Source organism: Latilactobacillus fragifolii (assembly GCF_905332535.1).
Taxonomy (GTDB): domain Bacteria; phylum Bacillota; class Bacilli; order Lactobacillales; family Lactobacillaceae; genus Latilactobacillus; species Latilactobacillus fragifolii.
The window spans coordinates 1-24736 of sequence record NZ_CAJOCF010000002.1 but is presented as its reverse complement, the minus strand read 5'-3'; the positions used below and the strand labels follow the sequence as shown (position 1 = coordinate 24736).

The following is a 24736-nucleotide window of genomic DNA, read 5'->3' as shown; positions in this document are numbered from 1 at the left end:
CTATTCTAGTCTTTAAGAGACAATGTAATAGATAACGAAGTAGGAGGCACAAATCAATGACGGGTGGTCAAATTGCGGCGTTAATCGCCGCAGGGGCTTTTGCGGTCCTAGTTGTTTTTCTAATAGTGATGCTCTTAAAAGTCACGAAAGTCCTAACCGATGTTTCGAAGACAGTCACAGAAGCCAATAAGAGTGTCACAGTTGTTACTGAGAATGTTGATATTTTATCTAAAGAAGTCGAAGGTTTACTCAGCAAAGCTAATGTATTGCTAGACGATGTGAACGGGAAAGTCGCTGACTTAGATCCTGTTTTCAGAGCGGCTGGTGAACTTGGGCAGAGCGTTTCAAGTTTGAATATGGCAAGCCGCAATTTAACGGAACGTGTTACCAACGTCGGGCGGACAACTGCTAAGGCGACGGTCGCTTCAAAAGTTGGTGCAAGAGCATTAAGATTCTATCAAAATCGACGTCAAACAAAGGATAAGGGGTAATTCGCATGGCAAAAAAAGGACATTTTCTATTAGGAGTATTAGTCGGTGGTGCAGCAGCCATTGGGGCAACATTAATGTTAACCCCTAAGACGGGTAAGGAATTACAATCAAAATTAGTGGATTTAGGTGATGATTTAATGGATCGCGCCCAAGACTACTATTATTTAGCAAGTGAGACAGCAGCGGATTTGAAAGATGACGCCAAACAGCACATGAATCGTGTTCATGATTATGCAAGTGATTGGCAAGACAATGCTTCTGATATCAAAGAACAAGCAAAAGCGCAATTTGATGAAAAAACAGCAGACTTGAAATCACAATTTGGTGATGGTCTTGAAGTTGGCCAAGAAGATTTCGACGATATCGTCATTGACGGTAAGAGTGCATTTGGTCAAGCTAAAGACGAAGCAGTCACAGCCGCTAGTGAAACTGTTCAAAAAGTAACTACTGAAGATGAATAATCAATGATAAAGTTTCCGCCAAGTTTGCCTTGGCGGATTTTTTAATTAAAGCAAAAAAGCCAGGCGAAATCAGCTTTTGATTTCGCCTGGCTTTGTTAATTAGCGGTATAACCTAAAAGCTCCCGCTGGCGCTTTTAGAATGTTTGCAGTTCTTTTGTCATGTGTGTGAAGGGTTGTGAACCGGTTTCGGTAACATGGACACAGTCTTCAATCCGGACACCGGCAACGCCTGGAATGTAAATCCCTGGTTCGATGGAGAAGCACATGCCTGGTTGGATAATCATGTCGTTACCTTCCATGATTGATGGGAATTCGTGTTCTGAGGTCCCAATTCCGTGCCCTAAACGGTGAATGAAGTATTCGCCGTAGCCAGCTTTAGTGATGACATCCCGGGCAATTTTATCTAATTCAGCAGCTGTGATACCGGGTTTGATTGCTGCTTGGGCCGTCAGGTTTGCTTCAAGACAGACTTTATGAATTTCAAGTGATTTTGCATCGGGTTTGCCAAAAGCAACAGTCCGCGTTGCATCACTCATGTAACCTTGATGCAAGGTTCCAAGGTCAAAAAGGACGAGGGCATCGGGGGTTAAGACGTTCGCTTCAGGGCCGCCATGGGGGTTAGCAGCATTGATGCCTGACTGTACAATGGTATCAAAACTCATATGCATAACCCCTTTTCGCATTAAAGCGAATTCGATTTCGGCAACGATGTCTTGTTCTGTTTTACCAGCTTTTAAGGCATTGAAACCAACTTCGAAAGCATAATCGGCTTCGCGGCCGGCTGCTTCCATTAAAGCAATTTCTTCAGGGGTTTTGATTAATTTTAAGTTTTCCAAGAAACGGGAAGCATCGCCTGGGAATGTTGCGTCTGGGAATTGCTTTAGAATGGCTTCGTAGCGTTGAACTGGTAGGTCATCTTTTTCAAGTGCCCAACGTGTAGGGTGGGCATTGCGTTTCTTGATTTGATCAGCGATGATGGCATATGGATCTTCGTGATCGAGGTAGCCATAAACATCGAGTTTCCAGCCAGCTTTTTTAGCCGCTTCAACTTCTAATTGTGGCGTAAATAGGAATGGGTCTTGGTCTGCAAAAACAAAGAGGGCTAAAACCCGTTCTGCAGGATCACTTTCGAAACCAGTAAAATAAAGGATGTTAGTTGGGTTACTGATGTAAGCCACATCCATCTTATTCTCGCCAAGCCACTGTTGTAATTGGGCCAATTGGTTATTCATCTAAAGCACTTCCTTTACAGTTGATAGCACTAGTATATCACAACCAATGTAAACGGTAATGTAAACCACAAATGAAAATAAAAATGTAAATTTCATGAAAATTAGTTTGAACCGCTTGCATTTGCTTTAAATCTTTGCTAAATTAGTCAAGAAGTAAAATGAAAACTGCTGAAAATATATTCTATTTTATTTTACAAATGAAAGGAATCATTTAATCATGGAAAAACAAACAATTACAATTTATGACGTTGCGCGCGAAGCCGACGTTTCAATGGCAACTGTCTCACGGGTTGTTAATGGTAACCCGAATGTGAAACCCGCAACCCGTAAGAAGGTGCTTGAGGTTATCGATCGTCTTGACTATCGCCCAAATGCGGTGGCCCGTGGTTTAGCAAGTAAGAAAACAACAACTGTGGGGGTAATCATCCCCGACGTTAGTGATATTTATTTTGCATCACTTGCTCGTGGGATTGATGACGTTGCGACGATGTACAAATATAACATTATTTTGGCTAACTCAGATGAAAATAACCAAAAGGAAGTTCAAGTATTGAATACCTTATTGGCTAAACAAGTCGACGGGCTAATCTACATGGGGCACAGCATTTCAGACGAAATTCGCGCTGAATTCTCACGTTCAAAGACCCCAATCGTCTTAGCTGGTTCAATTGATCCAGACGAACAAGTGGGCAGTGTTAATATTGATTACGTTGCCGCTGTTAAAGATGCCACCTTGAAGTTAATTAAAAATGGTCATGACAAAGTCGCTTTCGTTTGTGGGAGCTTGAAATCCCCAATCAACAGTAAGTACCGTTTACGCGGTTACAAAGATGCCTTGAATGAAGCTGGCATTGCTTATGACGAAAGTTTAATTTTTGAAACAGAATACAGCTACAGTGCTGGTGAAGCGTTGTTTAGCAAAATCAAAGCAACGGGCGCAACGGCGGCTGTGGTCAGTGATGACGAATTGGCAGTTGGTGTCTTGAACGGCGCAATTGACGCCGGGGTTCAAATCCCAACTGAATTCGAAGTTATTACAAGTAATAACACGAAGTTAACTGAAATGGTGCGGCCTAAGATGACATCCATCTCACAACCCTTGTATGATATGGGGGCCGTGGCAATGCGGCTCTTAACAAAGATGATGAATAAAGAAGACGTAGAAGATAAAACCATTCTATTGCCATACAGCATCGTAGCAAGAGCATCAACAAAATAAAGTATGACGTTTTTAGCAATTAAAAAAGCCCTCAGTTTTAACGATTTAATCGTTGCAACTGAGGGCTTTTTTTAGATTAGTCCGTTGTGTGAGTACCACTGCGCCGACTATTGTAGCCACTTGTTGGATTTAATTCATCGGCGGTGCTATAGGTAATTGAACCATAGCCGTTGTTATAACCCAAATAATGGTTCCAGAAAGTTTCGTAGTTGCGGGCAGAACCACCAATCCCGAATTCATAACTAGTTGCTTTTGGCGTCCAGTTATTATAAAGCGAGGTGACGGTTGCCCCATTTAAGTTCTGTGAGCTACCGTTGATTGAAACCGTTCCAGGTAATTGACCGGTTAATTTCAAGACTTTGCTGCTCGTGACTGTGCTTGGTTTTTCATGGTCATCTTCCAAACGCATGAGGCTTGGGTTGATTTGATAAATGCTATTGGCCAATTTCGACCAGTATTTTTCATTAATCAGACTTGAGTTGTCAGTTAAGTTACGACCAGTACTATCATACCCCATCCATGAAGCGAGAGTAATCCCAGGGGTACTCCCGATAAACCAAATATCGCGGTTATCATTTGAAGTCCCCGTTTTACCAACTAAGTTGTTGGTATTAAAGTAGAGTTGATCGTAAATTGCAGTAGCCGTCCCATCCGTTAAAACTCCGGCGAGCATTTGATTCATGATGTACGACGTTGCTTTTGAAAAGACGCGTTGCTTCTTAGCATGATGTTGGTAAACAACATTGCCAGCGGGATCCGTAATTTTTTCAATCACGTAAGCATCGGTGTGTTCGCCTTGATCAGCGAACGTTGAAAAGGCACTGGCCTGTTCTAGGACGCTGACACCTTCGCTTGTCCCCCCAAGTGAAATCCCGAGTTGCCGGTATTCGTCAGCAGTGAGGTTAATCCCCATCTTACGCATGTACTTCGATGGGTCGGTCGTGTTCTTCAAAGCGTTATAAAGGTTAACGGTTGGAATATTCAATGATTGTGCCAACGCTTCGTCGGCCGGAATGAATTTATTCTGAATTGTGCCACCGTAATCGGTTGGTGCATAATCTTTAAAGTTAGTCTTGAAATCGGCCAGCATTGTTTTAGAACCAATCAATTTCTGATCGATTGCCGGTCCATAAACCAATAATGGCTTAATGGTTGAACCAGGAGACCGTTTGGTTAACATGTAGTTCGTTTGTTTCAATGAGAAATCACGTCCACCGACAAAAGAAATCACTTTTCCGGTGCGGTTATCTAACAAGACACTCCCATTTTGAACAGGGGATGAAACTGTCTTTTGTAACCCGGTTTCTTCGTCAGTAACGGTATCGGTATAAGTCCGTCCGAATGTTGTCCCTTGTTGTTGAACAACGCCTTGCATGGCATCGTAAATTTCTTGATCGATAGTGCTGTGAATTTGATAGCCTTTAGTGCTGAGCAATTCAGTTGCTTGGGTTTCATATTGCTTATAAAGATTAGGATCTTTGTTGAGTTTGGCAGTTGAAACCTTGGCTTCTTTGGCTAATTGTTTAGCCATAATATCGGTTGCTTGGCTTTCCAGTAAGTTATAAACGTAGCCATAACGCTTCGTTGTTTCAGTTGGATCGGCTTTTGGTTGGAACTCGTGGGTTAAGTCAACTTTTTTAGCGGCTTTGTATTCTGCCTTGGTAATACGGTTGTCACGGTACATCCGGAATAAGACAGTATTTTTTCGTTCTAGACCATATTTTAAGTATTCAGAATCTTTCAGGGTACCATCTTGATTATACGGTGTATAGACGGAAGGACTCTGGGGTAAACCAGCAATGTAGGCAGCTTCGGCTAAAGAAAGATCCTTAGCATTTTTGCCAAATAGCCCCAAGGCAGCTTCTTGAACGCCCGCGATGTTTTGGCCTTTGTTGTTACGACCAAGCGTGGCAACGTTTAAGTAGTCTTGTAAGATTTCTTTTTTAGTGAAATACCGATCGACCCGCAAGGCGAGCAAGACTTCGGTTGCCTTGCGTTTAAAGGTTACTTGGGAGGTTAAAACCTGCATCTTAATCAATTGTTGTGTTAAAGTTGAGCCACCCGTTTGTGAACCGAATCCGGTGACATCGGAAATAATCGCCCGCAAAAGTGCTTTGGGAACCACCCCATCGTGTTTATAGAAATCCTCATCTTCGGTTGCAACAATCGCATCCTTTAGATAGGGCGACATCGCGTCAATGTTGACGGGGGTCCGAATTAAGTCGGTTTTGATTGTGCCGAATTTGTTGTTCTTGGCAAAGTACAAACCGGCCGCCTGATCGGTATTATCAAGTTGTTGCTTTAACACTTGATAACTCGGAATTGGTTCGGATTTCATCAACGCGGCAAAATAGCCCACGCCAATTCCAGTAGCAAGGGCCAGACAGATTAAGCCGATTGAAATCCCATAGAGAAAAATACTCTTAATGGCTTCAAAGAAGACGTTAATCTTAAAAGAGAGTGGTGATTGGCTCAATTCTTGGATGTAGGCTTTTTTTTGTTCCTTAGTTGGTTGTGCAGACCGTTTATCGGGTAAATGGAGTAAATGTGCGAGTCTGTCTTTAGCAGATGTCAATAACGTTGCGACTTTTTGTCTGCTTAATTGGAGCAGTGCTCGCCATCGACTGGAACCGTGCTTTGGATCATTCAAATAATAACGCCACCTTTTTTCTCATACTGTCCCATATTATATAATAGTCTAGCCCATTATCATACCCGAATTCAAATTTGTAAGACAAATGAAAAATATCCATAAGAGAACGTGAAGCGATGAATAGCGGGCAACTGGTTGACCAAGCCGAATAATGAGGCATAAAAAAGCTGGTTTGCTAACAATTAAAAGTAAACTTTTAATGAAATGCCGTGAAAACGCTAAACGCTAGCTATACCAATTATTTAGCGCGTTTTTTAAGGCTAAAAGGCTTGCAATTGAAATTTTAGCCGTTTATAATTGGACTATACCAATGAACGACTTGAAATCTTTTAGGATGAGGGGATAAGCATGATGAAAATTATTAAAGTAAACGATCAAGTAGAAGGCGGCCAAAAAGGCTTTGAAATCTTCAAAGCTGGGTTAGCCAACGATGCTAAAGTATTTGGGTTGGCAACTGGGAGCTCACCCATCAAATTCTATGAGACATTAGTGGCTAGCGACTTAGATTTTACCGATTGCATATCCGTTAATTTAGACGAATATGTTGGTTTATCAGCTGATGACCACCAAAGTTACCACTATTTCATGAAGCAAAACTTATTCGACAAGAAACCATTTGCTAAATCATACTTACCAAACGGCTTAGCAAGCGACATTCCGGCTGAATTAAAACGGTATGACCAAGTGCTTGCTGACAATCCAGTCGATATCCAAATTTTAGGGATCGGCCAAAACGGGCATATCGGTTTTAACGAACCGGGTGCTGCTTTTGATAGCAATACACAAGAAGTGCAATTGACTGAATCAACCATCAAAGCTAACGCGCGTTTCTTCGAAAATGAAGCTGACGTGCCAACAAAAGCAATCTCGATGGGGATTGGTTCAATCTTAAAAGCTAAGCAAATTGTCTTATTCGCATATGGTAAATCAAAAGCGCAAGCTATCAAAGCGACAGTAGAAGGCCCACAAACAACAGACGTTCCAGCCAGTGCATTACAACGCCACGCCGACGTCACCATCATCGTGGATGAAGCGGCAGCTAGCTTGTTATCAAAATAGCGTGCGCCAGAAAGTCTGTTGCTCCCAAAAAAAGCCCCCACTGTTCAACAGTGGGGGCTTTTTTAATAATCAATTATTTCAGGGTTGCCATCACTTTGGCCATTGCGGCTTGTTGATAGGCAACGGCGGCTTTTTTAGCCACTGCTTGTTGTTGGTCAGCAGTCATTGCTGGATTGGCTTGCATCGCTGCCATCACAGCTTGTTTCCCGGCGTTAGTGGCACCAGCTTTTAATTGGGCTTGTTGACTTTTTAACGTTTGAGCGAGTTGTTTAGCTTGGGTATCGCTTAAAACGAGCCAGCCTTTAGCCACCTTAAATGTGTTGTGGCGACTAACGAATTCATGGTTATTACCAGAAATTCCGAACCAGAACTTAGCCGTATTGTTTTTATAAACGCGGTATTTAGTAGTTGTCACTAAGACGGCCTTATCAGCATTTTTTTGAACACTGTTGGTTGTCTTTTCAGTTTGGGTTGCTTTGGGTTTACTTTGATTGGCATCGGTCCGGTAAAGATAGACTTTTTCAGTGCCGTTCCCCAGTGGATGATAAAGGAGCATTGACATGCCCTTTGCATCAGCACTTGAGACGAGCGTGCGGGTCTTAGTTTCACTCACCGTTTTCATCCCGTAATGATTGTGATCATTTTGGACGATGAAAACAAGTGAAGCGATAAACATGAGTCCGAAGAGGACCATTAAGATTGGCCGCCACATCTTTTGACCGAAAATCGATGAGAGGAATAATGCGAGTGTGCTAATAACGAGTGTAATAATGATCATGCTTTGGCACCTCCATTAATAGTTGTTTTCTTCGATGATAGGAAGAATGTGATGATAAAGCCAATCACACAGAAAATGACAGCAACGATGAAGGCTGCATGGTAACCTGAAAGGGTCGCATTAACCATCTTATCGCGGAAGGCCAATGGTAAAGTTTTAACCAGGTGGCTGCTTGGCATGTTGTCTTTTGTTACGCTTGAAAGCACACTGATTAGAATGGCTGTCCCGATTGAGCTGGCAACTTGCCGGAAGGTATTATTAACAGCTGTCCCGTGACTGATTAAGTTCATTGGTAAAGCATTCATCCCGGAAGTTGTGACAGGCATCATTACCATTGAAATCCCAAACATCCGAACCGCGTATAACACAACGATGTAGATGATTGGGGTATTAGCCGTAAGGAAGATGAAGGGCGCAGTTGCGGCCGTTAATAAGAACATCCCGGTCATTGCCAAGCGTTTTGCACCGTATTTATCAAAAATGCGGCCCGTAATGGGCATCATAATCCCCATCATCAGGGAACCGGCTAATAACGTTAAGCCGGAGTGGAAGGCAGATTCGCCACGGATATTTTGAATGTACAATGGTAAGACCATTTCGGCACCGACCATTGCCATGTTGGTGACACCACTTAAAATTGCGGCAATGGTAAAGACGGGTGATTTGAAAACGCGAAGTTCCAAGAATGGATTTTCCATCGTGAGCTGGCGCCAGACAAACAAAGCAATCACGATAACCCCGATTGCTAAAGTTGTGAGGACGAGGGCATCGCTCCAACCTTTATCGCCAACTTCTGAGAAGCCATAAAGCAAACTCCCGAAGCCGATAGTTGATAAAATGATAGAAGGGATATCAATTTTGGGTTTAGAAAGTTGAATAACACTCTTCATTTGGAAACTAGCAAGAATTAAGACGATAATCACGATTGGAATAATCATTCCGAATAAAAGGCGCCAGTTGTAGGAATCAATAATCCAGCCTGAAAGGGTAGGACCTAAAGCAGGTGCCAAGCCGATAACAATACCGGCCATCCCCATGGCGGTCCCCCGTTTTTCAGGTGGGAAGATGGTGAGCATAATCGTTTGCAAGATGGGCATTGAAATCCCAACACCGGCAGCTTGAATAAGTCGACCGACTAATAAAGTTGCAAATGAACTCGTTGGTGCGATGTAACAGATAATAGTCCCAATTAAGAAGACAGTCATTGCTGACATGTAAAGGACTTTTGAGTTGAATCGGTTAATTAACCAAGCACTAATGGGGATCATAATCCCGTTGACTAGTAAAAAACCAGTTGTAAGCCATTGAACGGCTGAGGTGGACACATCGAATGCTTTCATTAATGTGGGAAAAGCAGTTGATAAAATCGTTTGGTTTAAGACGGTACAGAAAGTACCAATCAATAAGACCAAGACTAAGACGGTCCGATTGTATGGTTTCCCATGAATGTCTAATGGTCTAGCGTCTGACAAGATAAAAATCTCCTTTGTGTGTTTTTTGTTGATGCGATTTATTAGTTTAGACGCATTTGGAGCCTTTGTCAAGTAAGTTGACAAATGTGTTATATAACTTGACAAGGACAATAAATTATCTATAATGAAAAATAATAATAGGAACGGAGTGGGGACTTGCAAAAAGACCTTTTTTTAAAGTTAATAGATACCGATCGATTGATTTTTGGGATTAGTGAAGTTTGTAAGATGGCGGGGGTCACACCGCGTCAACTCCGCTATTGGGAGCAAAAGGGATATATTAAAGCGCGTGAATCAGATGGCAATAAAGCGCGCGAGTACGATGCGCAAACGATGATTAAGGCGCTTTTTATTAAGCATTTCTTAGACGAGGGTTACACACTAGGGATTGCCGTAAAGAAAATCCAAAAGCACATGGATAACATGCAAGTTGTTCGTTCGATCATTCGGGAACATTTTGAAGGCATTGAAGAAATTGATGGTGAAATGGCCGTTAATCTCGGTTACTTCGATGAGACCAAACAACAAACGCTATATGCGATTGTAAAAGATGGCCACTCAACCTTTAAATTAGTACCGGCTAATAAATGAAGATCACAAAAAAACGGTCCAAAGCGTTTACGCTTTGGACCGTTTTTTTTAATGACTAACGTGTTCGGTCAGCCATTTAGTATTAGTTATCAGGCTATCCTGACTTGTCCGCTATCTTGTTAAACGATAAATAGCGTCTGCATAAATTGCGATAGCATTCATGATATCTTCAATGTACATGTATTCGTTTGCTTGATGCATCACGTTTTCGCGTTCTTCTGGTAAAGCCCCGAACGCAACACCACGTTCTAAGATCCGACCATAGGTGCCGCCCCCGATAACTTGTTCATGGCCCTTAAGACCAGTTTGTTCTTCGAAAACGTTCAATAAGGTTGCAACCAATGAATCGTCACCAGGGACGTAATGTGGTTCTTGTGCATGACCGTCAATTGTGACATCAGCAAGCTCACGAAGTGTGTTTGCTAAATCAGCACGGGTGCTTTCAGCAGTCACCCCTTTAGGATAACGGACGTTCAAGAGCACAGTTGCCACACCATCTTGGGTGTAGTTGAAGACTGCAGGACATGCTGTTAAGTCGCCCATCACATCATCTGTGTAGTTAATGTTTAAGCGGTGTCCACGTGAGTCTTCATGCATCAAGCGAGCGATAGTTCCGATGTAGTTGCCACCTTTAGTGTCTAAAGCAAAGTCAGCTAAGAAAGTTGCCAAGTGAGTGGCAGCATTTACGCCGGCTTTTGGTTCTTGCGCATGCGAACCTTTGCCGATTAAATCGATGATGGTTTGGTCACCGTCAGTTGTCATTGTCCCCTGTAACTTGTGATCGGCGACATAGGCGTCAAACTGAGCTTCAAAATCAGCTGGCATTGCACCCGTTAAGATGGCTTTAGCTGTTTGTGGCACCATGTTGGCACGTAAACCAGATTTGAAGCTAACCAATGTCATATCGCCATCAGCACCATCAACGGGTTTGAAAGTCATACGGTATGACACAATTCCTTTTTCGCCATTGATGATTGGGAAGTTTGCATCTGGAGAAATTGCGAAATCGGGTTTTGGTTCAACTTCGAGGTAACGGTTGATGCCAACCCATTCACTTTCTTCGTCAGTCCCAACGATGAAGTGGACCTTTTTGTTTAATTCGATACCGTTGTCTTTTAATAATTTCAAAGCATAGTATGCTGCGATTGAAGGCCCCTTGTCATCTGATGAACCACGGGCATAGATTTTACCGTCTTTAATCACTGGTTCAAATGGATTTGTTTTCCAACCGTCGCCAGCAGGCACAACATCCATGTGACCTAAAATTCCCAAGATTTCGTCACCGCTCCCCAGTTCAATGCGACCAGCAACATTTTCAACATTCTTTGTCACAAAGCCGTCGCGCTCAGCGATTGCTAAAAATTGAAGCAAGGCATCGCGGGGGCCAGGGCCAAGTGGGGCGTCGTCTTCTTTGTGTTCAACGTCGCGCGCGCTATTAATCTTGAGTAAACTTGTTAAGTCAGCAAGCATTTGATCTTTGTACTTTGCCGCTTCTTGTTGCCAATTCAATGTCATTGCAGTCCCAGCTTTCATTGTTAAATTTTAACCAAAAAACGGTTAATTAATTATTAATCTATTCACATTTTAGCATATTATTGTAGATTTAAAAAGCGCTTGCCATTAAAAAATAAAGGGTTCACAAAGTCGTTGTGAACCCTTTAAGGTTAGTGCTTTTTCAAAATTCGAAGTGCATTTAAAATTGCGATTAACGTTACCCCGACATCGGCGAAAACGGCTTCCCACATCGTGGCAATTCCAAAGGCGCCTAATAGTAAGAAGAGGCCTTTAACTACTAATGCGAAAATAATGTTTTGCCAAACGATGTGGCGGGTGTACTTGGCGATTGAAAGCGCAGTTGCTAATTTCGTCGGTTCATCGGACATCAAGACGATATCAGCAGCTTCAATAGCGGCGTCAGAACCTAACCCGCCCATAGCAACCCCCACGTCGGCACGGGCTAAAACGGGCGTGTCGTTGATTCCGTCACCAACAAAGACGATTTTTCCGTTGGTAGCGCGGTCTTCTGTGAGTTTGGCGACGGCGGCCACTTTATCTTGCGGCAGAAGTTCGCTTTGATACTTATCGATGCCTAAGACGGCGCTGACTTGTTGCGCAACAGATTGGTTATCGCCAGTCAACATAATTGTTTGATGAATCCCGGCGTGTTTTAACTGGGTAATCGCCGTTTGTGCATCTGGTTTGATGGTATCGGCAATGACGATATAACCTAAGTAGCGGTGGTTGTAAGCAACATGGACACTGGTACCCACTTCATCAGGTGTAAGGGTTGCGATGCCAGTGGCTTGTAGCCAACTCGCCTTACCAGCTTGTAAAAGAGCCCCATCGAGGTGCCCACTTATTCCGTGGCCAGCGCTTTCTTGGACGGCAGACAATGTCTTTGTAAGTGGGGTTTGGTTGGCTGCTAAAATCGACTGACCAATTGGATGGGTCGAGTGTTGTTCAATAAGTGCAGCTAGTGCTAAGAGCTGATTTGGTTGTTGATCGACCGAATGAACGGTGGTGACCTTAAAACTGCCCTGGGTTAAGGTCCCCGTTTTGTCGAAAACAACGGTTTGGACATCGTTTAAAGCTTCGAGATAGTTGCTACCTTTGACCAAAATACCATTTTTAGAAGCTGTTCCAATCCCAGCGAAAAAGCCAAGCGGAATCGAAATGACGAGGGCACATGGACAAGAAATGACTAAGAAAATCAATGCTCGGTAGAGCCAATCGCCAAATGGTGCGCTAAGTAGAAGGGGCGGCACAATGGCCATGACGGCTGCAATGCCGACAACAATTGGTGTATAGATTTTTGCAAACCGCGTAATGAAGTTTTCAGTGGGGGCTTTTTGACTGCTTGCATTTTCGACAAGGTCTAAAATCTTAGCGACCGTTGAATCAGCATAGGGTTTCGTAACGGTAATCGTCAGTAAGCCGGATTGATTAATCGTGCCACTGAGTAGTTCATCGCCAGGATGAAAGGCACGGGGAACCGATTCACCGGTGATAGCTGCTGTATCTACGTAACTGTCGCCAATGGTAATCACACCGTCAAGAGGGACTTTTTCCCCAGGCTTGACCACAATCTGTTCACCAACTTGGATTGCTTCAGGCGCAACAACTTCGGTGGTGCCATCAGCTGCTAACCGGTTGGCGCTGGTTGGCTTGATGGCCACTAGGTTGGCAATTGACCGCCGGGAATGGTTGACCGCTAATGATTGGAAGTATTCACCGATTTGGTAGAATAGCATGACTCCGACGGCTTCAGCATATTGCCCGATTCCGAAGGCGCCAATGGTTGCAATCGACATTAAGAAATGCTCATCGAACCATTCACCATGGCGAATATTGCTGATCGCGGTCCAGACGATATCGTAACCAATAACCACAAAGGTCGCTAGAAGTAACGTGGTTTTGACCGGTGCGCTGAGCGGGGTGAGATAGGAAATTGCCAAGGCTAAAGCGCTAATTAGAATCCGGATGAGATCGTAATGAATCGCGTGTTTGGCTGGCGCTGGTTCTCGGATGGGGGCGTGTTGAATTGCTACAGCGGGTTCGATGGTTGGTAAGAGTGTCGCGAGCTGTTGTTCGAATTCTTCAGCTGCTTCTTGACCAGTGAGTTCATAGTTTAATTTTTGCGTGGTGAAATTGACGGAGCAACTTCTAACGTTCGCCATCTGCTTAACGTTCTTTTCAATTTTAGTAGCGCAAGCGGCACAATCAATGCCGGATAATTGAATTTGGGACATGTTATTCAGGCCTCCTTATTGGGTAAAAAGCTAAAGCGTAATCTTTACTAAATAAATAAACATATGAGCATATATTCATATATTGACTATAAGATACCACCAATTACGATCGAATGCAATTAAGATGGTGGGTGTGGTTTATTAAAAAAGCACCCACCAAATTAAATTTGATGGGTACCACAACCGGTTACCTAGTGTTCGTTAACATGGGCGATAACTTGCGAAAAGATATTGATGACATGGTTGTCAGCTAATGAATAAAAGACTTCCTTGCCTTCTTTACGGCTTTTCACTAGTTTTGCTTGCTTGAGCGCACGTAATTGATGTGAAATTGATGATTGCGACATCTCTAACACACTAACGATATCGCTCACCCGTAGTTCGGATTGAAAGAGTGCATACAAAATCTTAGCACGTGTTTTATCACCAAGTATTTTAAATAGGATTGAGATGTGATCAAGCGTTTCTTCTTTTGGAAGGGTGTTTTGGACGGAACGAATCAATTGTTCATAATTGGATGTCATAAAAAGTGGCCTCGTTAGAATTTAGTGGTAGTTAATTGTAGCGAATGGGCAAACTGATTGAACAGTTGCGTATTGACTGATGGTTGGTGGGGCAATTGGAGTAGTTGTATTGGGTTAATCAGTAGGTTGGTTGGTCGTAATTGTTGGGGAATTTCACGGTAGAAATGGGTTACCATTAGGGATTGGTTTGGATTGAAATCGATTAATGCTTGGCGACTTTTGAACCAACCACTCGCAACTTTCAACCAAACTTGATTACCGACATAGCGAACCCCTAAAATTTGATGGTGCGTATTGGCGCTGAGGTAACCAGTTATCTGAGTGGGATGCAAGGGATTATTCCAGGTAGCGACGATGTTTGCCGTTGGTTTAATCTGGGCTGTTTTCCCCACTAACAGGGCAGCGGCTTTCGCTGTTTCACCGACGTTGATGCTATCGCTGAGAACAAAGCGATTAGTGCCTATACGGTAGTAAGTTTGATCGGCAATTGTAACGGCTTCCGTGATATTGTAGAGATGACCCGCTTTGGCGGGGGCTTTATTTAGAGTCGGTTCATAGGGATTTTCAACGGTTGGCAGGTCTTGAACGTTATTGACTTGGCCGCTTGTGTCGAGCGATTTACTTTCTGCTTGATCTTGGGCGGCTTGATAGTGATGCCCAAGTGCAGGATAGTTGGTGACGACACCGTCGACTTTTAAATTGACTAGCCAGTTCCAAGTTGCTTGGTTTTCAGACATTTCATTCCATACGTATACTTTTTGATGAAGATAATGGAGCTGTTTAATGATCGTTGGTGTAACGAGGGATGACGCGATGTTAATCCCATTGGCGTATTTAAAACTTTCAAACGAAATCCGCTGTAAGCTCCCAACGATAAAAATCCGGGGAATCTCTGGCATTAAGCGTTGCATGTTTTGTAAACTAGCAAGCGAAAAGGAATGTACCATGACGCGATCTTGCATGTGATACTGGCGAATGAGTGCCACCAGTTTGGCTTCCATATCTTGCGGATTGCCCTTTTTAGTTTTCTTAGTTTCGATGAGGAATTTTGCATTGGGATTGTTTTGATAATGTTCGAACAATTGATCGACGCTATGGGGCGGCTCACCGTTACTCATTTTAAGTTCGCTGAGCTTGGCAAATGTATTTTGTGAGACGATCGCATCGGTTCCCGTGACGCGTTGTAAGTTACGGTCGTGGGAGATGACTAAGACGCCATCTTGAGATTCATGCAGATCGAGTTCGACATAGTTGGCGCCTTGTGAAAAGGCCATATCGATACTTTGAAATGTTTCTTCGGGTGCGTTGATGGGGTCGCCACGATGCGCGACAACGGTAAAACCAGTTAAAAACCAGAAACAAAGGCTTGTTAATACCAAAAGCCCCCATCGTGAATGTTGCTGTGACAAATCAATGGCCTCCTCGATTGATAAAACTACTCTTTTTAAGATACCATTATTCCCTTCAAATGCCTACGATTGTTACAGAACTTTAAAAAAACGGGCAAAGAAATTAAAAATAATAATTGACAACGCTTTCATTGGACGGTATATTATGTTTGTAAGGTACTTATGCAATTACCTTTTTATCAATTCTCTTTCTCTCTTATGCCAACCACTATCTGCGGATAGTGGTTTTTTTGTGTACATATTGGTAGAATAAACGTAACTGAAATTGGATTAGAATAGGAAGTCACACAATGGCAGAGAAGTACCAAGTATTTGATATTATTGAAGAAATTACACGCTTAGATGGCACAACGTATTATGAATTGGCTAACATCTTTATGAATGGACGCGCCGAACTGGCGGCTAACCGCGGCTTTATCAAGCAAGTGCGTATTTTACAGTTGAACATTCCGCATTCGAATGCGGTCCAGACTTACGAAGCTTACATTAATGAGCGTTATACAATGCCTGCGGTTGATTTTGATCATTGGGAAGAATGGGAAAAAGAAGCGGGCGCAGTGGCCCAAGCCTTTCAGGAGGTTTTAAAAGCAAATCATATTGGTTAGGTGGGATTGCCGGTGATTTATTGCACAACGGATACGCATTTTTTCACGCCGCATTATTAGGGAATAATGATTTTGCACCGCGTCTCTTTAAGGATGTAAGTATGATGCATGCGACGATTGCCGTTTGGCCCCCCTTTTTTTTCGGCAAATGAGATTAAAATGCTTTTTGAACGAAAACAAGCCACGCTGGCCAATCCCAACCACAATTAGCTGAAGGGAGTAAGCAAAATGGAAACAATTCATATTTTACACACAAATGATTTACATTCACATTTTGAAAATTGGCCCAGAATGCGGCGCTTCCTCTTAGAACACCAAGCAACATACCGCAAGCAAGGGGATACGGTCTTGACCTTTGACATTGGGGATGCAATGGATCGCAGTCACCCCTTGACTGAAGCGACGAATGGTCAGATCAATACCGAGTTACTCAACCAAATTGGCTATGACGGGGTGACGATTGGTAACAACGAAGGCATCGGTAATGGGCATGCTGATTTGGAACATTTATATGATAAGGCGAATTTTCCGGTATTACTGGCTAATCTGTATGAACAAGCAACAAACCAGCGGCCGGCCTTTGCGCAACCTTACCGACTAATGACGACTGATGCTGGGACACGGGTAGCAATCATTGCCTTGACCGCGCCGTTTTTCTTAACCTATCGGCCGAATGGTTGGGAACCCACGACTGTCAGTGAAGAGTTGCCGCGACAATTAGCGGCGATTGACGGGCAATATGATGTCTTAATTGTCCTATCACATCTCGGGATTACGACTGATAAGTGGTTGGCTGAACAATTCCCTAAAATTGATGTCATCTGTGGTGCCCACACCCATCATTTGTTAAAAGATGGCTTACTTGTTAATCAGACTTTGTTGACCGCCGCTGAGAAGTATGGCCATTATCTTGGGGATATCACGGTCGAACTTGATAATCAGCACCATGTGATTCATAAAAGTGCTCGGACAGTGCTAACCGCGGACTTGCCAGTTGCGAAGACTGACGCAGCGGAAATTGAAGGTTACTTGCAAAAAGGACACACACAATTAGCTGCCGAGAAAGTTGCTAACTTACCCCATACCTTTAAAATTAACGCAATCGGCGAATCAGAAATGATGACGACCGCCTTAAAGGCAATTGAAGAAGCCACGGGCACTGAAGCCGCCGTTTTGAATACTGGCTTGTTTTTGCAAGATTTGCAAGCCGGGATTGTCACCAAAGATGATTTACAAACGCAATTACCGCATCCAATGCATCTGATTAAAGTAACGCTCAAAGGATATGACTTGTGGCGGATGGTGCTCGAAATGGAGAAAAACCGGCTCTTTTTACGTAAGTTTCCGATTAAAGGGATGAGTTTCCGTGGTAAAATCTTTGGAGATATCGTTTATGATGGGATTGCGGTTGATATGAAATTACGGCGTGTCTTCTGGCATGGTCGAGAAATTGAGCCAGAAGCCACCTATACGTTAACGACCGTCGATCATTATCTATTCATTCCATTTTTTCCAACAATTGAGATTGTTGGAAAAACCGAGATCGTGTTCCCTGATTTTCTCAGAAACGCGGTCGCTAAATATTTAAGTAAACATTATCCCTTATAAGGAAAGAGGAGGTTCGCTGTGGCGGATATGAAAAACAGTCCTAAGATTGCCAAGAAAGTGACTAAGGCGATTGAAAAAGAAATGATCGCTTCGGCCAAACAACCAGAAGTACCACAACATGTTGTCATGAAGACTGAAACCACGCTTGAAATTGATAAGTGTGCATATGAAGTTGTTGTCAATTATCGTGAAGGATTCGATGCTGAAAAGTTGAACGAACGCTATAACGAAGTGTTGGCTAAGTATGATTATATCGTGGCTGACTGGGGCTTTGAACAATTGCGTTTGAAGGGGTTTTACAAAGCAACCAACAAACGCGCCAATAAAGATCAATTAATCAATACATTACAGGATTATCTATATGAATACTGTAACTTTGGCTGTGCCTACTTTGTTTTGGAACGACAAGGCAAGCCGGTTATTAAGAGTGAGAATCGCCGGAATAACCGCCAACGTAGCCAGCAAAGGCGTCGACGGCAAAAACCAGGCTTTACAGAACGTAAAGTTACCGATAACAAGCAAAAAGTGACTAAAGAACGGCCGCAAAAGGCGATAACCGAGAATCAAAAATCAGTTAACAAGCGTCATTTTAAGATTCGTCCTTTAGAACACAATAAAAAGTAAAACGTAATTGGAGTTAGACAACTATGACAAATACAGATTATGCAGGGTATTTAATTGATTTAGACGGCACCGTGTATCGCGGCCGTGACCGGATGCCAGAAGCCAAAGATTTCATTGAACGCCTCCAAGCAAAACAAATCCCGTTCATGTTTTTGACGAACAACACTACGAAATCACCAGCTGCTGTGATTCAGAATTTAGCGGATAACCATGATATTCATGCCACCGTTGACCAAGTGTATACCCCATCTTTGGCAACGGCCCGCTATCTATTGAATCTAAACGGTGGCACAGCTAATGGGAAAACCGTCTACGTGATTGGCGAACTTGGTTTGAAACAGGCGCTATCCGATGCCGGTTTTAGAACCAATGAATTTAATCCGGACTACGTGGTAGTCGGTTTAGATTATGATGTGACTTATCACAAGTTTGAATTAGCGACGTTAGCGATTAAGCGCGGCGCATTATTCATCGGGACCAATGCGGATACGAATTTACCGAATGAACGTGGACTAGTCCCTGGGGCCGGTTCGGTGATTGCGATGGTTGAACGCGCAACCCAACAAAGGGCGCTTTATATTGGTAAACCTGAAAAAATCATCGTCGAGATGGCGCTCGAACAATTCGGCCTCACTAAAGAACAGGTTGTGATGGTTGGGGATAACTACAATACGGATATCAAGGCTGGTTTGAATACAGGGATGGATACGTTGTTAGTTTACACTGGTGTTTCAACGCCAGCAGATGTGGCAAAAGAAGCCTTACAACCAACATATAGCATCAACAACTTAACTGAATGGGAACTCTAATGCGGGTTAGACGGATTGCAAGTTGGGGAGCGTTGTATTTAGCGCTTGTTAGCAGTGCCATTTTACTCACAATATTGCTAAGTTGGGCGCTTTATTTACCATTGAGTGCCTACCTCAATTTGGCAGGCCAATGCGAACTAACGCAACCGCGGTTGATAATGAATTTTAATCAGTTAATGACATACTTGCTTGTACCGTGGCAATCACGCTTACAGCTACCAGACTTTCCAATGTCATTGGCTGGTCGCCAACACTTTGTCGAAGTGAAACGATTGTTTGGCTTGGCAGCGGTTATTTGGTTAGTGACAATTGGACCAGTGATTCAGCATTGGCAAAGTCGCCGCCGGACTAATCGGCTTTGGCAATATGTGCGTCCGATGCAAGTGGCCCTTGTGGTGCCAGTTGTGCTAGGGTTTATCGCTAGTATGAATTTTGAATGGTTTTTCATTACGTTTCATGAATTATTGTTCCGCAATTTGAATTGGCAGTTTGACCCAGTCACTGATCCAATTATCTTAGTGTTACCGACGCTCTATTTTGGCGTTTGCTTTGCGTTGTTTTTTATTTTGTTAGAGAGTAGTTTTGCTTGGCTATTATGGCGAGGTAAACGTGCGCTATAACGTTTGGCTTTTTATTAAGAAAATGCAAAAATGATTACTTTGATGCCTAGTTTCGGTATCCTAAATAAAGAATTGATAGTTTAAAATGAAAAAGAGTATAGGAGAAATCGTATGACGCAGTTAATTGATTTTGTTTTACATATTGATGCCCACCTGGTCAACATTGTCAATCAGTTTGGCAATTGGACCTATGTCATCTTGTTTGCCATTATCTTTATTGAAACTGGGGCGGTCATCTTACCGTTTCTACCGGGGGATTCGCTGTTATTTGCAGCCGCTGCTTTAGCGGCCCGAACTGACAACGATTTGAATGTCTGGCTTTTTGCGGCATTATTCTTGATTGCCGCGATTGCCGGGGATTCATTGAATGAACAAATTGGTCAGCGGGTCGGTTTGGCTGCAACGAAGAATCGTTTCTTCGGTAAGTTCATCAATACCGAGAAAATTGCAGAGGCGCAAGTCTTCTTTGATAAGTACGGTGGTAAGACAATTGCAATTGGCCGCTTTATGCCAATCATTAGAACGTTTGTCCCGTTTGTGGCTGGTGGAAGTCAGATGGCTTTTATGAAGTTCTTCCGCTATGACGTGATTGGGAGTATCTTGTGGGTCGCCCTTTGTTGTGGCGCCGGTTATTTCTTCGGAAATATTTCCGTAGTCCGTGAACATTTCTCCCTAGTTGTACTTGGGATCATCGCGGTTTCATTGATTCCGATGATCATCACAGCTGTTAAGAGTCAGATGAAAAAAAATAATGCTTAATAGAACACTAAAAAGCCCTGCATCAACGTTTTAACCGTTGATGCAGGGCTTTTTTTGATGATTCGTTGAAACGTGCTCTTGCAGGCATATTTCTGGGCTTAACCAAATTTGCCAAAGCGGCGATTGCAGCGTCAATTCGTCAAATCCAGTTAATGCTCGAAATATAAACGCCGGCTGTCGCACGCTTACATAATGGATGTGCTGTGGAGTGGTTGGCGCTTTTCGGGGTAGAGATTCGTTAATAATTCGGTAACGGCCATGGGTGCTTCGCCAAAGCCACTAGCAATTAACTTCACTTTACCAGGGTAAGTGGCAATATCGCCAATCGCATAGATATTCGGAATATTAGTGGCCATCTGTTGGTTAACGGCGATTTGATGATGGTCCAACGTTAATCCCCAATCGCGTAAAATACGAGTATCAGACATAAATCCATAATTGACGAGGAGCTTGTCAATTGTTAACTGTTCTTGATCAGTGGACTTCATCTTATTTAAGGTTAATGCGAGCTGGTGGTTTACTTCAGTGAGACTATCGATTAAAAAGGGCGTCTTAATTTGGACGGTTGATTGCTTGAGTGTCTCGACGCTACTTTCAAGCCCACGGAATTGATCGCGGCGGTGAATTAAGTAAACTTGTTTAGCCACTTTTTCGAGCATTAGTGCCCATTCGATGGCTGAATCACCACCACCAGCAACGGCAACGGTTTGGTCTTTAAACTGAGCCATTTCTTTGGCGAAATAGTGAATATAGCGATTTTCCCATTCTGGATCGTAATCGACAGCGAGTTTTCGTGGGGTGAAAGCTCCGTTTCCAACGGCGATGATGACGCCCTTGGTGCGTGTGGAGCCCTTAGTTGTTTTAAGAACGAATGTTCCATCTTCTTGGGGGGCGATGCCTTGCACAGCTGTTGATAATTGCAAAGTTGGTTGAAAAAGTGCGAGCTGTTCGATTAAGTTTTTGGTGAGTTGTGCCCCAGAAATGCCACTGAAACCAGCGACATCATAGATTTGCTTTTCTGGATAAAGGGTTGCAACTTGACCACCAAGTTCGGGAAGGCTTTCGATAATCTGAACGTCCGCTTTGCGCATACCAGCGTAATAGGCAGCAAACATCCCGACAGGTCCGCCGCCGATAATGGTGATATCAAAGAGATGATTTGAATCGAGCATGAGATAACTTCCTTAATAGTAGATTTCTTAAATTAGTATACTAGAAAAAAATAAGGAAAGCATGTTTAATGAAATAATCGTAGTAATTTATGAGGCAATTCGCTATCATAATGATTGTGAGTCAAAACAAGGAGGACGATTAAATGACATATCCACAACTAGATCTTAAAAATTTTGCAGGGCCAACCGCCACTTTTGATACCAACCAGGGCGAATTTACAGTCGCACTTTTCCAAGATCAAGCACCTAAGACGGTTGAAAACTTTATCGGCTTAGCCGAAAAAGATTACTACGACGGTGTAATTTTCCACCGCGTCATCAACGACTTCATGATACAAGGCGGCGACCCCACTGGGACTGGGATGGGTGGCGAAAGTCTTTGGGGCCAACCTTTTGAAGATGAATTCAACCAAGAAGTTTTTAATTTAAACGGCGCATTATCAATGGCAAACGCCGGTCCAAATACTAATGGTAGCCAATTCTTCATCGTGACTAACGAACACATTAACCAAAACATGTTGTCCCAAATGCCAGGTGCGGGTTACCCAGAAGAAGTCATTGCAGCTTATGAAAAAGGTGGCACACCTTGGTTAGATTTCAAACATACGGTCTTTGGTCACGTATTAAGTGGCATGGACGTGGTCAATAAAATTAATGCGACAGAAACCGGGATGCAAGACAAGCCAGTCGAAGAAGTTATCATCAATCACATTACGATTAATCATTAATTTTAATTGGAGAGGTGTTTTAGATGCTAGTAGGTGGAATTGAAGCGGGGGCACGAAGTTTGTCTGTGCCGTAACAGATGGAAAAAATGGGATTCAAGAACGAATTAGTATGCCAACCGAGACGCCAGAACAAACGCTACCACGGTTATTTGAATATTTTGATCAATTCGATCATTTAGATGCCATCGGTTTGGCATCCTTTGGCCCAATTGATGTTAACCCCAAATCGAAAACGTATGGCGCAATCATGGATACCCCCAAAGCCGGATGGGAACACTATGATATCTTAGGGGCGATGAAAGCTCATTATCCTGATACCCAGTTTGCCTTTACAACGGATGTGAATGCCGCAGCTTATGGTGAATTGAAGATGGGGGCTGCCGATGGCCTTGATAGTTGTGTCTATTTAACTGTCGGGACCGGCATTGGCGGCGGCGTTGTTGAACACGGTCAGATTTTACAAGGATATAGTCATCCTGAAATTGGCCACATGTTAATTCGGCAACAATCAGAAGACTCATATGAAGGAACATGTCCATATCACCACAATTGTTTGGAAGGCTTAGCAGCTGGTCCAGCAATCGAAAGACGTTGGGGGAAGAAGGGGCATTTGTTACCTACTGATCACCAAGCATGGCAAATGGAAGCTGATTATTTAGCGCAAGCCTGTGTCAATATCGCTTTAATGCTATCGCCGGAACGCATTGTCTTTGGTGGTGGGGTGTCCAAACAAGCCCAACTATTCCCCATGATTCGCGAATCTTTTAAACGGCAGATGGCAGGCTACGTTCAAACGCCAGACCTTGATGACTACATTGTGCATGTCGCATTAGGGGATGACGCTGGGATTACCGGGGAACTTTTACTAGCAGCTGAGCTACTTTAATTTAACGAGAACCTGAGGGATATTTCCTCAGGTTTTTTTTACGGATAGCGAAGAAAGCGGACAAAAGGTCTTAGCCGATCGCTTGCCTTTTACTAACTGGAAGGCTTAAAATAGATGGGAATATTGAAGTGGAGGAAAATATGGGTTATCGAATTGGACAAAAGATTACAGGCACTGTAACAGGCATTCAACCATATGGTGTATTTGTTTCATTAGATGCAACGGTTCAAGGCTTAATTCACATCTCAGAATGTGGGCATGGTTTTGTTAAAGCATTAGATGAACAGTTTAAAGTCGGACAGGTGCTAGATGTGTTAGTATTAGACATTGATGAATACACACATAAAATTAGTTTGTCATTACGTGCATTACATAAAGCACATGACTTAGCACCACAGCGTGCTAAGAAACATTACTGGACAAACCGGCGGATTCATATTGGGTTTGCGCCTATTGCAGAACGATTACCAAGATGGATTGAAGAAGCAATAGAAGACTTGAATAAGGGTGAGAATAGATGAGTGCTAAAGTAGCTGGGACAATTATGTATAAGACAGCACAAGGACAATACGATTTTTTGGTTCAACCACAAGTAGACGCTTCCTATAAGATGTTAGTGACCAACAAACAAGATGATCAAACACCACTTGCAGCTGTTTTGATTGCAATTCAAGCACAGTTAAAAATTGATGTTAATGAACTGAGATTGATTAATTTAGCCAATATTAACCTTGAAGGTGAGAATGTTTCTTTCTTTGTCTTTCAATGGGGGAAACATGAAACTGATTTTTATACCGAACAATTAAGGAAAATTAGTGAAGCCGGTTTTCGGTTTGCGAAACCAAGTGAATTCACGGAATTACTGGATAAATTAGAAGTGACAAGTGTTCCGCATTTAAATTAGTTCGGACAATCGATGAATATCTATTCAGTAATGTACGCTTTTGTAACTTTTTATATGTTTATTCAAAAAAAAGCAAATAATTGCTTGACGATGTCTCGGATTGTTGGTATAGTATTCTATGTTGTCAGCGCGATGAAGCATATCGCTAACGAAATAAAACGTCAAACGGAAACGAATAAATATTCAAAAAATATTTATAAAAAGTGCTTGACAGTGTTCGTTGAAAATGATATATTAATTAAGCTGTTTCAACACAGTAGACCTTTGAAAACTGAACAAAGTTTCGACAAACCAAATGTGTAGGGTCGCCCTTCGGGGCACAAAACATATTTGCGAAGTCAATTTCGCTAGCAAATAAATTAAGTAACAAAACAAGAGCTACA

23 protein-coding genes and 2 pseudogenes are annotated in these 24736 nt (G+C 42.9%); 16 read left to right on the top strand and 9 right to left on the bottom strand.

The features are described 5' to 3' along the window. Positions 1 to 56: 56 nt before the first annotated feature. Complete coding sequence (locus J7Q78_RS02905) at positions 57 to 491, top strand: DUF948 domain-containing protein (RefSeq protein WP_154243271.1); 435 nt, start codon at positions 57 to 59, stop codon at positions 489 to 491. A 5-nt stretch (positions 492 to 496) separates the two neighbouring features. Then, complete coding sequence (locus tag J7Q78_RS02900; protein ID WP_208422825.1) at positions 497 to 952, top strand: YtxH domain-containing protein; 456 nt, start codon at positions 497 to 499, stop codon at positions 950 to 952. 134 nt (positions 953 to 1086) lie between these two features. On the opposite strand, the gene J7Q78_RS02895 is transcribed toward J7Q78_RS02900, so the two are convergent. Further along, the gene (locus tag J7Q78_RS02895; protein ID WP_208422824.1) at positions 1087 to 2184 is read right to left on the bottom strand and encodes a M24 family metallopeptidase; all 1098 of its coding nucleotides are present in this window, start codon (positions 2182 to 2184) and stop codon (positions 1087 to 1089) included. 217 nt (positions 2185 to 2401) lie between these two features. Here J7Q78_RS02895 and ccpA point away from each other — a divergent pair, with 217 nt between their 5' ends. After that, positions 2402 to 3403, top strand: a complete 1002-nt coding sequence (gene ccpA / locus J7Q78_RS02890; protein ID WP_154243274.1) for a catabolite control protein A — start codon at positions 2402 to 2404, stop codon at positions 3401 to 3403. 76 nt (positions 3404 to 3479) lie between these two features. On the opposite strand, the gene J7Q78_RS02885 is transcribed toward ccpA, so the two are convergent. Next, on the bottom strand, positions 3480 to 6053 hold the full coding sequence (locus J7Q78_RS02885) for a transglycosylase domain-containing protein (RefSeq protein WP_235688037.1): 2574 nt from the start codon (positions 6051 to 6053) through the stop codon (positions 3480 to 3482). A gap of 354 nt (positions 6054 to 6407) precedes the next feature. Here J7Q78_RS02885 and J7Q78_RS02880 point away from each other — a divergent pair, with 354 nt between their 5' ends. Then, positions 6408 to 7115 (top strand): glucosamine-6-phosphate deaminase, encoded by a 708-nt coding sequence (locus J7Q78_RS02880; protein ID WP_208422861.1) that lies wholly within the window; start codon positions 6408 to 6410, stop codon positions 7113 to 7115. A 73-nt stretch (positions 7116 to 7188) separates the two neighbouring features. Here J7Q78_RS02880 and J7Q78_RS02875 read toward each other — a convergent pair whose 3' ends face one another. Together J7Q78_RS02875 and J7Q78_RS02870 are read right to left on the bottom strand one after the other, a co-directional pair. Next, the gene (locus tag J7Q78_RS02875) at positions 7189 to 7893 is read right to left on the bottom strand and encodes a DUF4811 domain-containing protein (protein ID WP_208422823.1); all 705 of its coding nucleotides are present in this window, start codon (positions 7891 to 7893) and stop codon (positions 7189 to 7191) included. Further along, positions 7890 to 9365 (bottom strand): MDR family MFS transporter, encoded by a 1476-nt coding sequence (locus J7Q78_RS02870; protein ID WP_208422822.1) that lies wholly within the window; start codon positions 9363 to 9365, stop codon positions 7890 to 7892. The genes J7Q78_RS02875 and J7Q78_RS02870 overlap by 4 nt, the downstream gene beginning before the upstream one ends. A gap of 156 nt (positions 9366 to 9521) precedes the next feature. Here J7Q78_RS02870 and J7Q78_RS02865 point away from each other — a divergent pair, with 156 nt between their 5' ends. Next, positions 9522 to 9956, top strand: coding sequence for a MerR family transcriptional regulator (locus J7Q78_RS02865; protein ID WP_208422821.1), 435 nt, complete (start codon positions 9522 to 9524; stop codon positions 9954 to 9956). 111 nt (positions 9957 to 10067) lie between these two features. Here the strand turns inward: J7Q78_RS02865 and pepV are convergent, their stop codons facing one another. The 4 genes from pepV to J7Q78_RS02845 form a co-directional block, all read right to left on the bottom strand. Beyond that, entirely contained in the window at positions 10068 to 11471 is a 1404-nt protein-coding gene (pepV, locus tag J7Q78_RS02860; RefSeq protein ID WP_154243294.1) for a dipeptidase PepV, read from the bottom strand. A gap of 149 nt (positions 11472 to 11620) precedes the next feature. Further along, positions 11621 to 13705 carry a heavy metal translocating P-type ATPase gene (locus J7Q78_RS02855; protein WP_208422820.1) on the bottom strand — a complete coding sequence of 695 codons (2085 nt, stop codon included), beginning with the start codon at positions 13703 to 13705 and terminating at the stop codon, positions 11621 to 11623. Positions 13706 to 13896: 191 nt separating this feature from the next. Further along, positions 13897 to 14229, bottom strand: a complete 333-nt coding sequence (locus tag J7Q78_RS02850; protein ID WP_154243280.1) for an ArsR/SmtB family transcription factor — start codon at positions 14227 to 14229, stop codon at positions 13897 to 13899. A 14-nt stretch (positions 14230 to 14243) separates the two neighbouring features. After that, positions 14244 to 15638, bottom strand: coding sequence for a glycerophosphodiester phosphodiesterase (locus tag J7Q78_RS02845; RefSeq protein WP_208422819.1), 1395 nt, complete (start codon positions 15636 to 15638; stop codon positions 14244 to 14246). Between the two features lie 290 nt (positions 15639 to 15928). On the opposite strand from J7Q78_RS02845, the gene J7Q78_RS02840 reads away from it, so the two are divergent. The 7 genes and pseudogenes from J7Q78_RS02840 to J7Q78_RS02815 all read left to right on the top strand — a co-directional run bounded on the left by J7Q78_RS02840 (position 15929) and on the right by J7Q78_RS02815 (position 20663). Continuing rightward, the gene (locus tag J7Q78_RS02840; protein ID WP_208422818.1) at positions 15929 to 16243 is read left to right on the top strand and encodes a hypothetical protein; all 315 of its coding nucleotides are present in this window, start codon (positions 15929 to 15931) and stop codon (positions 16241 to 16243) included. Between the two features lie 12 nt (positions 16244 to 16255). Then, positions 16256 to 16371 (top strand): annotated as a pseudogene (locus J7Q78_RS10105) (metallophosphatase); the annotation flags it as partial. Between the two features lie 100 nt (positions 16372 to 16471). Continuing rightward, positions 16472 to 17851, top strand: coding sequence for a bifunctional metallophosphatase/5'-nucleotidase (locus J7Q78_RS02835; protein ID WP_208422817.1), 1380 nt, complete (start codon positions 16472 to 16474; stop codon positions 17849 to 17851). 27 nt (positions 17852 to 17878) lie between these two features. Beyond that, the gene (locus J7Q78_RS02830) at positions 17879 to 18475 is read left to right on the top strand and encodes a YutD family protein (protein WP_235688052.1); all 597 of its coding nucleotides are present in this window, start codon (positions 17879 to 17881) and stop codon (positions 18473 to 18475) included. A gap of 23 nt (positions 18476 to 18498) precedes the next feature. Then, positions 18499 to 19284, top strand: a complete 786-nt coding sequence (locus J7Q78_RS02825) for a TIGR01457 family HAD-type hydrolase (protein WP_208422815.1) — start codon at positions 18499 to 18501, stop codon at positions 19282 to 19284. Then, a complete protein-coding gene (locus tag J7Q78_RS02820) occupies positions 19284 to 19904 on the top strand; it encodes a TIGR01906 family membrane protein (RefSeq protein WP_235688036.1) in 621 nt (206 codons plus the stop codon). Before J7Q78_RS02825 ends, J7Q78_RS02820 begins: the two co-directional genes overlap by 1 nt. A gap of 111 nt (positions 19905 to 20015) precedes the next feature. Further along, a complete protein-coding gene (locus J7Q78_RS02815) occupies positions 20016 to 20663 on the top strand; it encodes a VTT domain-containing protein (RefSeq protein ID WP_208422813.1) in 648 nt (215 codons plus the stop codon). 185 nt (positions 20664 to 20848) lie between these two features. Here the strand turns inward: J7Q78_RS02815 and J7Q78_RS02810 are convergent, their stop codons facing one another. Further along, positions 20849 to 21835 carry an NAD(P)/FAD-dependent oxidoreductase gene (locus tag J7Q78_RS02810; RefSeq protein ID WP_154243288.1) on the bottom strand — a complete coding sequence of 329 codons (987 nt, stop codon included), beginning with the start codon at positions 21833 to 21835 and terminating at the stop codon, positions 20849 to 20851. A gap of 143 nt (positions 21836 to 21978) precedes the next feature. Between J7Q78_RS02810 and J7Q78_RS02805 the strand changes: the two genes are divergently transcribed. From J7Q78_RS02805 to J7Q78_RS02790, 4 genes and pseudogenes are all read left to right on the top strand, one after another. Continuing rightward, positions 21979 to 22563, top strand: coding sequence for a peptidylprolyl isomerase (locus tag J7Q78_RS02805; RefSeq protein ID WP_208422812.1), 585 nt, complete (start codon positions 21979 to 21981; stop codon positions 22561 to 22563). 43 nt (positions 22564 to 22606) lie between these two features. Continuing rightward, positions 22607 to 23449, top strand: a pseudogene (locus J7Q78_RS02800) (ROK family protein); the annotation flags it as partial. 140 nt (positions 23450 to 23589) lie between these two features. Continuing rightward, positions 23590 to 23970 carry a CvfD/Ygs/GSP13 family RNA-binding post-transcriptional regulator gene (locus J7Q78_RS02795; protein ID WP_208422811.1) on the top strand — a complete coding sequence of 127 codons (381 nt, stop codon included), beginning with the start codon at positions 23590 to 23592 and terminating at the stop codon, positions 23968 to 23970. Then, the gene (locus J7Q78_RS02790) at positions 23967 to 24353 is read left to right on the top strand and encodes a hypothetical protein (protein WP_208422810.1); all 387 of its coding nucleotides are present in this window, start codon (positions 23967 to 23969) and stop codon (positions 24351 to 24353) included. The genes J7Q78_RS02795 and J7Q78_RS02790 overlap by 4 nt, the downstream gene beginning before the upstream one ends. The last annotated feature ends 383 nt before the right edge of the window (positions 24354 to 24736 follow it).